10 protein-coding genes are annotated in these 11645 nt (G+C 62.3%); 5 read left to right on the top strand and 5 right to left on the bottom strand.

From position 1 onward, the window contains the following. Positions 1 to 108: 108 nt before the first annotated feature. The 4 genes from OJJ21_RS15920 (at position 109) to OJJ21_RS15905 (ending at position 4387) form a co-directional block, all read left to right on the top strand. Positions 109 to 1197, top strand: a complete 1089-nt coding sequence (locus OJJ21_RS15920) for an alkene reductase (RefSeq protein ID WP_297687656.1) — start codon at positions 109 to 111, stop codon at positions 1195 to 1197. 87 nt (positions 1198 to 1284) lie between these two features. Next, positions 1285 to 2358: a 3-oxoacyl-[acyl-carrier-protein] synthase III C-terminal domain-containing protein gene (locus tag OJJ21_RS15915; protein ID WP_297687655.1), complete on the top strand. Its 1074-nt coding sequence runs from the start codon at positions 1285 to 1287 to the stop codon at positions 2356 to 2358. Next, on the top strand, positions 2355 to 2861 hold the full coding sequence (locus OJJ21_RS15910) for an isoprenylcysteine carboxylmethyltransferase family protein (RefSeq protein ID WP_297687653.1): 507 nt from the start codon (positions 2355 to 2357) through the stop codon (positions 2859 to 2861). The genes OJJ21_RS15915 and OJJ21_RS15910 overlap by 4 nt, the downstream gene beginning before the upstream one ends. 212 nt (positions 2862 to 3073) lie before the next feature. Beyond that, positions 3074 to 4387, top strand: coding sequence for an MFS family transporter (locus OJJ21_RS15905; RefSeq protein ID WP_297687651.1), 1314 nt, complete (start codon positions 3074 to 3076; stop codon positions 4385 to 4387). 49 nt (positions 4388 to 4436) lie between these two features. Here the strand turns inward: OJJ21_RS15905 and OJJ21_RS15900 are convergent, their stop codons facing one another. Further along, positions 4437 to 5261 (bottom strand): flagellin, encoded by an 825-nt coding sequence (locus OJJ21_RS15900; protein ID WP_297687649.1) that lies wholly within the window; start codon positions 5259 to 5261, stop codon positions 4437 to 4439. 271 nt (positions 5262 to 5532) lie between these two features. On the opposite strand from OJJ21_RS15900, the gene OJJ21_RS15895 reads away from it, so the two are divergent. Further along, positions 5533 to 6960: a DUF1217 domain-containing protein gene (locus OJJ21_RS15895; RefSeq protein ID WP_297687647.1), complete on the top strand. Its 1428-nt coding sequence runs from the start codon at positions 5533 to 5535 to the stop codon at positions 6958 to 6960. A gap of 11 nt (positions 6961 to 6971) precedes the next feature. On the opposite strand, the gene OJJ21_RS15890 is transcribed toward OJJ21_RS15895, so the two are convergent. Genes OJJ21_RS15890 through OJJ21_RS15875 form a run of 4 tightly spaced genes read right to left on the bottom strand, consistent with a single transcriptional unit; the run spans position 6972 to position 11365 of the window. Then, positions 6972 to 7526, bottom strand: coding sequence for a hypothetical protein (locus tag OJJ21_RS15890; protein WP_297687645.1), 555 nt, complete (start codon positions 7524 to 7526; stop codon positions 6972 to 6974). 50 nt (positions 7527 to 7576) lie between these two features. Beyond that, positions 7577 to 8602: a flagellin gene (locus tag OJJ21_RS15885; RefSeq protein WP_297687643.1), complete on the bottom strand. Its 1026-nt coding sequence runs from the start codon at positions 8600 to 8602 to the stop codon at positions 7577 to 7579. A 3-nt stretch (positions 8603 to 8605) separates the two neighbouring features. Beyond that, a complete protein-coding gene (flgK, locus tag OJJ21_RS15880; protein WP_297687641.1) occupies positions 8606 to 9994 on the bottom strand; it encodes a flagellar hook-associated protein FlgK in 1389 nt (462 codons plus the stop codon). A gap of 27 nt (positions 9995 to 10021) precedes the next feature. Then, positions 10022 to 11365: a flagellar hook protein FlgE gene (locus OJJ21_RS15875; RefSeq protein WP_297687639.1), complete on the bottom strand. Its 1344-nt coding sequence runs from the start codon at positions 11363 to 11365 to the stop codon at positions 10022 to 10024. Between the last annotated feature and the right edge of the window lie 280 nt (positions 11366 to 11645).

Genomic DNA, 11645 nt, shown 5'->3' with positions numbered 1-11645 from the left:
GTCACCGCCATGTAACCATTGGCCTGCCGCCGGCGTCAGGCTTGCTTTTTCGCCGGTGCGCACTTTCTGTATGGCTCCTGTCTTCCTCTCTCGCGCGACGGATTCCACATGACCGGCCTGTTCGATACCTATCGCCTCGGCGACCTCACGCTGTCCAACCGCATCGTGATGGCGCCGCTGACCCGCAACCGCGCCGGTGCCGGCAATGTGCCGACCGCGTTGATGGCGGAATACTATGCGCAGCGCGCCAGCGCCGGCCTGATCGTGGCCGAAGCGACCCAGGTAGTGCCGGAAGGCCAGGGCTATCAGGACACGCCCGGCATCCATTCGGCCGAACAGGTTGCGGGCTGGACGCGCGTGACCGACGCCGTGCATGCCAGAGGCGGTCGCATCTTCCTGCAGCTCTGGCATGTCGGCCGCGTCAGCCATGTGTCGCTGCAGCCCGGCGGCCAGGCGCCGGTCGCACCCTCGGCGATCCGCGCCAAGACCAAGACCTTCGTCAATGGCACTTTCACCGATGTGTCCGAACCGCGCGCCCTGCGGCTCGATGAACTGCCGGGCATTGTCGCCGGTTATCGCAAGGGTGCGGCCAATGCGATTGCCGCCGGTTTCGATGGCGTCGAGATTCATGGCGCCAACGGCTACCTGCTCGACCAGTTCCTGCGCGACGGCATCAACCAGCGCACGGATGCCTATGGCGGCAGCATCGAAAACCGCGCCCGCCTGATGCTGGAGGCGAGCCAGGCCATCGTGGAGGAGATCGGCGCCGCACGCACCGGCATCCGGCTCTCGCCGGTGACGCCGGCCAACGATGCCGCCGACAGCAATCCGCAACCGCTGTTCAATCATGTGGTCGAACAGCTCGACCGCCTCGGCCTCGTCTATATTCATGTCATCGAGGGCTCGACCGGCGCCGACCGCGAGTATGGCGCGCCCTTCGATTACGGCGCCCTGCGCAGCCGCTTTCGCGGCACCTGGATCACCAACAACGGCTATGACCGCGCCATGGCCGAGAATGCGATTGCCAGCGGCCGCGCCGATCTGGTCGCCTTCGGCCGCCCCTTCATCAGCAACCCCGATCTGGTGGAACGCCTGCGCCGCGATTCGCCGCTGGCGCAGCTCAACCGCGCTACACTGTATGGTGGCGGCGCCGAGGGTTATACTGACTATCCCCCGCTGCAGGCCGCGGCGGAATGACGCGGCCGAACCCCGGGTGATCACCAAAGCTTGAGGAACCGCGCAGCAGCAGCAGAGTTAGTCTGAGTGCCCTCAATCGGAGCTCTCATGAACAGCAGTATCGCCCGGCAGCCGGCACCATATCTGGTTTCGCTGGCAACCGCCGTGCCTGGCTTCGGCCTGCCGCAGGACGAAGTGGCGCGCCGCGCCGGTGAATTGTTCGCGCCTATGGTGGCGGATTTCCAGCGGCTGACGCCGATCTACCGCAATGCCGAGATCGAGCATCGGCATTCCTGCGTGCCGATCGACTGGTACAGCCAGAAGCACACATTCGGCGATCGCAATGCGCTGTTCCTCGACAATGCGACAACGCTGCTGGCGGAGGCCGCGACCAGGGCGCTGGATGCCGCCGGCCTGCAGGCAGATGAGATCGACATGGTCATCACCATCTGCTCGTCCGGCATCGCCACGCCGAGCCTGGACGCGCGCCTGATCGGTCGGCTCGGCCTGCGGCCCGATGTGCAGCGCCTGCCGGTTTTTGGCCTGGGCTGCGCCGGCGGCGTACTCGGCCTGTCGCGCGCGGCAGCCCTGGCCAAAGCCCAGCCGGAAGCGCATGTGCTGCTGCTGGCGGTCGAACTCTGCGGCCTGACCTTCCGCGCGCAGGACCGTTCGAAAAGCAATATCGTCGCGACAGCCCTGTTCGGCGATGGTGCGGCGGCGGCCGTGGTCAGCTGCCGCAGCCTCTATGCCGGCCGGCCGCGGCTCGGGGCGGCTGCCGAACATACCTGGCCCGACAGCCTGGGGGTGATGGGATGGGATGTCACCGATGACGGGCTGAAGGTGGTGTTCTCCGGCAATATCCCGGACCTGGTACGCCATGACCTGCGGCCCGTGATCGATCGCTTCTTCGTCACGCATGGCATTGCGGCAGAAGAAATCGACGGCTATCTCTGCCATCCCGGCGGCGCCAAGGTTCTCGATGCGCTGGAGGACTGTTTCGGCCTGGAGCCCGGCGCGATGCGGCATGCCCGCGCGGTGCTGCGCGAGCACGGCAATATGTCATCCGTCACCGTGCTGTTCGTGCTGGCAGCCGCCATGGCCGATGGCCTGCACGGGCGGCAATTGCTGACGGCGCTCGGCCCGGGCTTCACCGCGGCATTGCAGGTGATCGACCTGCCATGACGATTTTTCACGCCGTGCTGGCTTTCGTGATCCTGCAGCGCCTGGCCGAGCTGGCCTGGTCGGCACGCAACACACGGCGCCTGCTGGCGCGCGGCGGCCGCGAAATCGGTGCCCGGCATTATCCACTCTTCGTGCTGCTGCATGCCTCGTGGCTGGCAGCACTGGCATTGACCGTGCCGGCAGAGACGCAGCCCGACTGGTCCCTGCTCGGTGTGTTTGCCCTGCTGCAGCTGCTGCGCATCTGGGTGGTGGCCACTCTGGGCCCTTACTGGACCACACGCATCATCACGCTGGATGATGCGCCACTGGTAAGGCGCGGCCCGTTCCGCTGGCTGCGGCATCCCAATTACACCGTGGTGGTGGCAGAGATCGCCGTGCTGCCGCTTGCCTTCGGCGCCTGGCCGGTGGCGCTGGTCTGGAGCCTGCTCAACGCCGCATTGCTGTGGCATCGTATTCGCGTCGAAAACGCCGCCCTGCAGACACGTCGCATTCTCAGCGTATAAAATTCCTGTAAATACCGCGGCGCCTGCATGCGCAGGTGTTGCAGGTGCCATGCAAAAAGCGAAACGCAACTGTGATGCCCGACACCGACGCGGCAGAGCAGCCGGACACCATCATGTCCCTTGCTTGGCCTGCGGCGATCCGCCGCCTATACGGCAACCCGAAGGCACCTAGATCGTTCTGCCTCATACCGGTTTGCTATTCAGGAGTCGTCATGTCCAGCACCATAAAGCCAGCTGCCGCCCAGCACGAAACACGGCGTCGCGTCATGGCCATCGTCGCCGGGTCGTCGGGCAATCTGGTCGAGTGGTATGACTTCTACGTCTATTCCTTCTGCGCGCTGTATTTCGCGCCGGCCTTTTTCCCCAAGGGAGATACCACGACGCAGCTACTGAGCGCCGCCGGCGTGTTTGCCGCCGGCTTCCTGATGCGGCCGATCGGCGGCTGGTTCTTCGGCCGCTTCGCCGACCGCCAGGGCCGGCGTGCCGCCATGGTCCTGTCGGTGCTGATGATGTGCGGCGGCTCCCTGCTAATCGCGGTGCTGCCGACCTATGAGACCATCGGCGCGGCCGCTGCGGTACTGCTGGTGATCGCCCGGCTGCTGCAGGGCCTGTCGGTCGGCGGCGAATACGGCACCAGCGCCACATACATGAGCGAAGTTGCCCTGGCCAAACACCGCGGCTTCTTCTCGTCCTTCCAGTATGTCACGCTGATCGGCGGCCAGCTGATGGCCGTGCTGGTGCTGGTGATCATGCAGCAGATTCTGAGCCATGAGGAATTGATGGCCTGGGGCTGGCGTGTACCGTTCTTCCTCGGTGCCATACTGGCCATCGTGGCGCTGTTCCTGCGCCGGACGCTGCCCGAAACCCTTTCGGCCAAGGATCGCCAGAACAAGGAAGCCGGCACCATCCTGGGCCTGCGCAAACATTACAAGGCCTTCCTGCAGGTGCTCGGCCTCACTGCCGGCGGCTCGCTCGCCTTCTATACCTACACCACCTATATGCAGAAATACCTGGTCAACACCGCCGGCATGGATGCCAAGACGGCCAGCCTGGTGATGACCGGCGTGCTGTTCGTCTACATGCTGCTGCAACCGCTGTTCGGTGCGCTGGCCGACCGCATCGGCCGCAAGCCGGCCCTGCTCTGCTTCACCATCCTGACCGCACTGACCACCGTGCCGCTGCTGCGTGCGATCGGCCAGGTAACCGATCCCTGGATCGCCTTTGCCCTGATCCTGGCCGCGCTGGTCATCGTCAGTTTCTACACTTCGATCAGCGGTCTGGTGAAGGCCGAACTCTTCCCCACCGAGGTGCGCGCCATCGGTGTCGGCCTGTCCTATGCCATCGGCAATGCACTGTTCGGCGGCACGGCCGAATATGTTGCGCTGTGGTTCAAGCAGGCCGGGAGCGAGCAACTGTTCTATTATTATGTCTGCGGCATGGCCGTGCTGGCATTGCTCGCCGTGCTGTGGATGCCCGACAGCCGCGACCAGAACCATCTCGGCCATGGCGACCATCCGGTCGAGTGAGCAAAAGGAAAGGGGCCATACGGCCCCTTTCCTCTGTCTGCTTCTGTCTTTAGCGGAACAGGCTGAGCAGCGTATTCGGCTGCTGGTTGGCAATCGACAGCGCCTGGATCGCCAGCTGCTGGCGCACCTGCAGCGACTGCAGCGTGGCGCTTTCGGCGGCCACGTCGGCATCGACCAGGGCACCGAGACCGGTTTTGGTGGCATCGACCAGATCGTCGACGAAATCCTTCTGCAGCGTGATAGACCGCGACTGCGCCGCGACCTGCGCCGAGATCGAATTGACCAGGGTTTCCAGCGTGCCGAGATCGGCCATGGCCGAGCTGTAATTCGACGCCGCGGTATAACCGCCGGTGAACATACTGGAGAAACTGGCTGCCGCCGCCGACAGCGACGACCCGGTCTGCAGGGTGAGCGTGGTGCCCGACACATCGGCGACGAAGGTGACTGAGGTATCGGCGGTCAGCAGGTTCTTGCCGTTATAGGTGGCCTGGCCGATGTAGTTCTGAATCTGGCTGACCAGCTGGTTCACGTCATTCTGGTAGACCGTGCGCTGGTCGGAGGTGAGCGAACCATCGGCCAGGTTGGCGAATTTCGCCTTGATGTCGCCGATCAGGTCGGAAATGCCGGTCAGCGCGGAGGCCGTCACCTGGCCAAGCCCCTCGCCGGCCGCCAGCGAGGACTGCACCGAGGCATAGGCCTTGATATTGCCGCGAATGCCCTGGGCGACGGCGAAGACCGCTGCATCATCGGAGGCGTCGGCCACCTTGTAGCCGGTCTGCACCCGCTTCGACGTGGTGTCGAGTTCGGAATTGACGCCGCGCAGCGAGGACAGGGCAACCAGCGCGCCGATATTGGTGTTGACTGAATTCGTCATGATGAACAGTCCCTTTCTAGGATCGAAGCCGCCGTCATGGCGGCCTTTCAGCCGCGCCACCCTAGAAACCGGCCGCCACGCCAACAATCGCGAAACGGCGGAAGAAACCTGCCGTTACAACGTGATAGGAAAATTTATGTCCGCTTAACCAACGCAAAACCTGCGCCGGAAACGTTGTTACGTTTCATGTCAGGGATGCGGAAACCGCCAGTGCCATCCTTACTGCCGGTAAAATCGGCGCATCCTCAGACTCCCGCAGGAGCGGCCTGTCATGACCATCGACCTCAGCGTTCTGTACGGCACCAGCAGCACAAGCAGCACCGCCTCGATGTCGGCGCTCGCCATGTACAAGAAGCTGCAGAAGACGGCAGAGGAAAACGAAAGCGCGACCAGCGAGGCTGCCGAGGCCGAAAAAGTCCAGACGCAGATTCGCGAGATGAACAATGCCGTCATCAAGGCGCGCAATGCCCAGTACAAACAGGTCAACGCACAGATTTCCAACGATATCAGCTATTTCCAGAACCGGGTGACCAGTGCCACCACGGTGGACGAGCTGATGAACGATGACCGTTTTCTCAAGGTCATCGCCTATGCCAATGGTTATGAAGACCTGTATCTCAGCAACAAGCAGAAGCTGCGCGACATCCTGACCAGCGACCCGAGCGATGCCAGTTCGGTGGCGCGTCAGGGCACCTTGAAGGATCTGGAGCTGGCGCAGAAATACGGTTTTGGCGCCACCGGCACGCTGACCGATGTCGATGGCAATACGGTCGGCCTGGATGCCGATGGCAATATCGTCAACGACGATACAGTGGAAACTGCCCTGCCCGCCGGTCTGGCCAAGCTGCGCGGCCTCGCCGTCGACAGCAGTGGCCAGGCCCTGCTCGACAATGATGGCGCACTGATCTACGGCACGAACCTGAAGACGAACGATGCCACGGCCTACAGCGAGGCCCGCACCAAGACGCTGCTGACCGAGGAAACCGCGCCGACCGATGCCGACGAGCCCTACGTCTATGCCGGCGAGGATTTCGACCGTTTCACCCGGCGCACCGATATCCAGAAGGACGTAACCTATTTCGAAGAAAATATCGGCAGCGTCACTTCGGTCGATGATCTGTTCGCCGACCAGCGCCTGCTCAATTTCATCCTCAAGGCCTATGATATGGAGAGCGAGGCGCAGTATCCGGGCAAGATCCGGAAAATCCTGGAAAGCGACCTCACCGACAGCAATTCACTGGCCAACCGCTTCACCGATCCGCGCTACGAGAATCTGGCCGCTGACCTCGACCTGTTCGCCTCCGGCGTCACCACCCTGACCAGCGCAACGACCATCGAGAACATCACCGAGAAATACCAGCAGACCGCCTATGAAAAGAATCTCGATGAGCAGGCACCCGGCGTGCGCATTGCCATCGAATTCAAGCGGCGGCTGGAGGATGTCAGCACCACCGTGCAGCTGCTGGGTGATTCCGTGCTGCGCGAGGTGATCACCAAGGCCAACTATATTCCGGACGAACTGGCCTATCAGGAAACCGAGGCGCAGATCGCCACGGTGGAAAAGAAGGTCGATGTCAACGAGCTGAAGAACGACCCGGACCAGATCGAGAAGATGGTGCTGCGCTATCTGAGCATCAAGGACAGTGCCGGCACCAGCAGCGGCAGCGGCGACAGCTACCTGCTCAACCTGTTTGCCTGATCGGGGCGCGTCTAGCGAAAACGGCGACGCTCGCAGTCGGCCGTCGCCACAGAGCGATCATACGGTCCGCGCCGGATGGCGATGGCATAGCGCCGCGCCGTCAGGGCCAGCATCTCGTCCAGGGTGACGCGGAAATCCAGGTTCACATCGGCAGCCATCACCAGATCGACCTCGCGGCGGGCTGTCGTGTCTCCGTCGTCGAACAGGCCTGACCGTCGTACGGGACGCGGCGCGGCCGGCGGTTCAAGGCTGCGGCGCAGGGCCGTCAATTCGGTCACGATGATCACCCCGTCGCCATCGGTATCGCCGCGGGCAAACCAGCGCCGGGCATCGGCTTCCAGTTCGGCCAGCGAGATCGTGCTGTCGCGGTCGGTATCCGTGCGCTGAAACCAGTCGGCAAGCAGGGCCTCGCAACGCCGGCTATCGGTGACATAGCCGAGCGGCTCGCCATTCGGACTGGCGATCGGCTGCGGTTCCGGCGGGCGTCCTGGCGCGGAACTGCAACCGCCGAGCAACGCCAGGATGGGCAGCGTCAGCAGGACGGCCGATATGATGACAGCTTTCATGCTCCCCCGGACTGACCGGCCCAGCCGGCCAACAAGCAACCCGGAGTATCTTATAGATAATTCACCAGGGACAGCGCCAGGGTCTTGCTCGTCACCAGATAGGAGGCCTCCAGCGCGGTCTGCAGGTTGGCGATGCTGGTGGAGACCGCGGCCGTATCGGCATTCTGGATATTACCGATCCGGATGGTCAGCAGATCCTTGCTGCGCAGATGGCGCTCCTGCACCTCGGTCAGCTGCTGCTGCTTGTAGCCGTTGCGCGAAGCGATGCCCTTGAGTTCGGAAATCGCCGTGTTGAGCTGCTTGATCGCATCGTCGACCCGGGTCTGATAATTGACGTCGTCGGTGCCGAGGTCGGCCGTCGCATCACGGAAGCGTACCACCGCGTCGATCACGCGCTGGAATCCGGATTCGGCAGCCGAAACGCCATAGGACACCTTCTCTTTGTCATCGACATAGAGGCCGACCTCGCCGATGTCGTAGAAGTTCTGCACGTCGGCAGCCGCAGTGTTCAGATAGGGCGGCTGGTTCAGCGGTATGGCACTGGTGACCACCTGCAACGGGTCGTCATAGCCCGGCGTCACCCCCGGCACTGCGCCAGCGGCGTAGGCGGTCGGGATCGCCGACAACGCGCCATTCAGCGGATTGTCGCCGTAATTGCTGGCGGAGAAGAGATAGCGGTCGCCATCCTTGGTCTGCAGGATACTGCCGATCTGGTCAAGCAGCGTACTGGCCTGTACCGCTGGCGCCGAGGTGGCGGCAAAAGCGGTATCACGGTTCTGGATCATCATGCTCTGGGCATCGGTGGCCAGGTCGATGATCTTCTCGATCGAGAGCGCATAGAGATCGGTGCGGTTGATCGCGGTCTGCACACCACTGTTATAGGTCTCTAACGTGCCGAGCTTGGATTTGAGCGTGCCCAGCTCTTGCGCCTGACTGGACACGCCGATCAGGCCATCGAGCTTGAGGCCGGAGGCAAGCTGCTGGTTCTGCTGGTTCAGCATGGTGGTCAGCAGGCTGATATTGCGGCTCATGGCCAGCTGGCTGGCCAGTTGGGTGGTAGCGGTGATGGCAACCATGATTTAGCTCCCGATAGCGATAACCTGATCGAACATTTCGTTAATGGCGTTCATGATCTGCGCCAGCGCTGCATAATTGTTCTGCAGCATGGTCAGCTGCGCCAATTCGTCATCGACATTGACGCCGGTGAGATTGCGGAATTTCTGCTCTACCGTAGACATCAGGCTTTCGGCGGTGTCGCGGTTGGTTTCGTTTTCGCTGGTCTGCCTGGCGTTATAGGCCATGATGCCGCTGGCCAGACCGAAGATGGTGACGTTGGAAACGCTCAGCCCGTTCGGATCACCGGCCGGATTGACCTGAGCCGCCGTCAGCGTGGTGTTGCGCATCGCCTGCTGCACGTCACCCATGACCGTGGCATCCAGCGTGGTTGGGTCGGCCACGAATGAACCGTCCACCTCCAGCGTGCCGGCGGCATCGCCGGCGGTATAGTTGAAGAAATTCGAACCGTAGGCGGTATTCACCACATCGGCGATATTCTGCGCCAGAGAATCGAGCTGGTTGAAAAACTTCTCCAGCGTGCCGACATTTCCGTCCGAATTAGCCAGCGCCGCCGCACTGGTATCGAGGTAATTGACATTGGCGCGCAGCGATCCGGTGCGGAAACCGGCGGTGACATTATCACCATTGCCATTGCTGATCGTGTTGGTGGTGGCATCGTAGCTGAAGGTCTGCGCTCTGCTGCCGGCCAACTGAGTGCCGGAATCGGTATAGACCGTCATCACACCGGTTTCGCTGGTCACCGTGCGCACGCCGACAAGGCCGGAGATTTTGGTCACCTCGGCATCGCGCAGATCCTCCAGATCGCCGGTCGGATAACCGGCCGCCTTCTGGCTGACAATCTGGGCATTCAGCTTGGCGATATTTTTGCTCGCCTCGTTCAGCGTCTCCAGGCCGGTGCCGATATCGTCATAGGCCTGGGTCTGCAGGCTGCTGCGCAGGCCGGCCATCCGATTGATCTCGCCTGCAAGCTCCTCCCCGCGCTGCACCACCAGCGCCTTGAGCGAGGTATCCTCCGGTGTTGCCTCCAGGCTCTTCAATGCTTCCTCGAAATTGGTCAGCATCGATTCCAGCGTGGTCTGACCGCCGCTGGTGTCGTCGGCGCCCAGTGCCTCGGCCAGCGCACGGGCGCGGTCGGCCGAGACGGAAAGCTGGCCGTAATCCGCCATCGCGTCATAATAATCCTGCAGGAATTCCGGCACGGTGGCCCGCGTGACCGCCGCCACCAGAGCGGCCTGCGGTTCGCCGCCGGCGGTCGGCGTGGTCAGCTGGACCGTCTTGCGGGTGTAATTCGCATTCTGCGCATTGGCGATATTGGCCGAAACCACGCTGGTCTGGGTCTGGATTGTGGCCAGGCCCGTGACCGCCGTGTTGAGCGCCGCTGTCAGGGACATGATGGTGCCTCCTCAGATTGCTCCGGATCAGCGCAGGATGCTGATGGTTTCCTGCAACAGCTCGTCGGTCGCCGTGATGATCTTCGCATTGGCGGAATAGGCCCGCTGGGCGACGATCAGCTTGGAGAATTCATCGGCGATATCGACATTCGACCCTTCGATGGCGGCCGAAACGAAATCGCCCACACCGCTGGAGCCGGGCTGAGCCAGAATGGGCGAGCCCGATTGCGGCGTCGCGACAAAGGCGTTGCCGTTGACACGATCCAGTTCGGTGGGATCGTTAAATCGTGCGATCGGAATCTGGTAGAAGGTCTTCACATTGCCGTTGTCGAAGGTGACCGAGACGAAACCCTGCTCGTCGATCGCCAGGCTTTTGAAGGTGCCTTGCGGCACGCCGTTCTGATGGAAGTCGTTGAGCGTCAATGTGTCGCCGGCAAACTGCGTGGTCCCGGCCGTGCTGCCGTAAGAGCCGAGATCGAGAGTGATATCCTGCGCACCGGATCCGAAATCAAGCGAGAAGCTGAAAGCGGCATTGTCGTTCAGCGCGGCGCCTAAGCTCGCCGTCAGACCGCCGGCCGAATTCATCGTTCCGATGGTGCCGCCGGCCGCCACTGGGCCGGCGCCGCTGATCGAGCCACCGAAGCTGACTGTCGCCGGCCCGAAGCTGGACGGCGTGCTGTCCGGCGCCTCGACAGACAGGGTCCACTCGCTGTCGCCGATGCGGGTCCAGGTCAGGTTCAGCGTGCGCGCGTTGCCGAGCGCATCGAAAATCTCGATCGAGCTGACCGGCAGAGTGGCCGGCAAACTGTCGTTCGCATCTAGGACATTGGACGGTAGATTGGCCGCGTAATCCACCGTGCTGGTTGCTACCGGCGCATCGAGCAGATTGGACACCCGCACCTCGGTGGTGCTGGAGGTATCGATCACGCCAGTGACAGGATCGACCGACCAGCCCTGGAGATAATAGCCGGACGAATTGACCAGGAAGCCTTCCGAGTTTTGATTGAAGTCGCCGACGCGCGTGTAATAGCTCGTGGTCTCGAAGGTCGGCAGGCCAGTGGCGGAGTCGACGCCGGTGACCTTCGACACCGGAATGAAGCCGTTGCCGGAAATGGCAATCGAGGTGGTGGAAGATACCTGGGTGATCGACCCCTGCGCGTTATTGGCGAAGAAGGGCTGGTTCAGCACGCCGCCCGAAGAATGCGTATTCGACTGCGCGCTCGATTGTGTGATCAGCGTCTGGAACCGCGATTCCACCTTCTTGTAACCGGTGGTGCTGGCATTGGCGACGTTGTCCGAGATGTAGCCGATCGCGGTTGACTGGCCGGTCATACCCGAGATGGCGGTCTGCATTGCACCGGTAATCGACATGGCTTGGCTCCTTGGCTGGATGGCGGTGTCGCCGATCTCCTCAGCAAGGAGCGTGCCGCTTTATGACTCTGATCCTAAATTCTCGGGAAAGCGGGATTTCTTGCCAAAGGGTGAAGTGCCGTTAACGATTCGGCCTTTCCGCCCGTCCCGGCAAAAACTGCCGGCTGGGAAAAATATGCGTAGTTTCAATGATTTTAATACTATTCCGTACATTATGTCGGTCCTGTTTCCAGTAACAAATATTAACAGCATGACTGAAAGCTTAAGGTCGGTTAGGGAC

It is taken from the genome of Ferrovibrio sp. (assembly GCF_025869515.1).
GTDB lineage: Bacteria > Pseudomonadota > Alphaproteobacteria > Ferrovibrionales > Ferrovibrionaceae > Ferrovibrio.
Note: the sequence above shows the minus strand (reverse complement) of the source record. Positions and strands in the feature narration are given on the sequence as shown.

Coding starts and splice junctions, on each gene's coding strand:
- flgK (WP_297687641.1), bottom strand. CDS start 9,994: ATGTCCCTGACAGCGGCGCTCAACACGGCGGTCACGGGCCTGGCCACA.
- OJJ21_RS15875 (WP_297687639.1), bottom strand. CDS start 11,365: ATGTCGATTACCGGTGCAATGCAGACCGCCATCTCGGGTATGACCGGC.
- OJJ21_RS15890 (WP_297687645.1), bottom strand. CDS start 7,526: ATGAAAGCTGTCATCATATCGGCCGTCCTGCTGACGCTGCCCATCCTG.
- OJJ21_RS15905 (WP_297687651.1), top strand. CDS start 3,074: ATGTCCAGCACCATAAAGCCAGCTGCCGCCCAGCACGAAACACGGCGT.
- OJJ21_RS15920 (WP_297687656.1), top strand. CDS start 109: ATGACCGGCCTGTTCGATACCTATCGCCTCGGCGACCTCACGCTGTCC.
- OJJ21_RS15915 (WP_297687655.1), top strand. CDS start 1,285: ATGAACAGCAGTATCGCCCGGCAGCCGGCACCATATCTGGTTTCGCTG.
- OJJ21_RS15885 (WP_297687643.1), bottom strand. CDS start 8,602: ATGGTTGCCATCACCGCTACCACCCAACTGGCCAGCCAGCTGGCCATG.
- OJJ21_RS15895 (WP_297687647.1), top strand. CDS start 5,533: ATGACCATCGACCTCAGCGTTCTGTACGGCACCAGCAGCACAAGCAGC.
- OJJ21_RS15910 (WP_297687653.1), top strand. CDS start 2,355: ATGACGATTTTTCACGCCGTGCTGGCTTTCGTGATCCTGCAGCGCCTG.
- OJJ21_RS15900 (WP_297687649.1), bottom strand. CDS start 5,261: ATGACGAATTCAGTCAACACCAATATCGGCGCGCTGGTTGCCCTGTCC.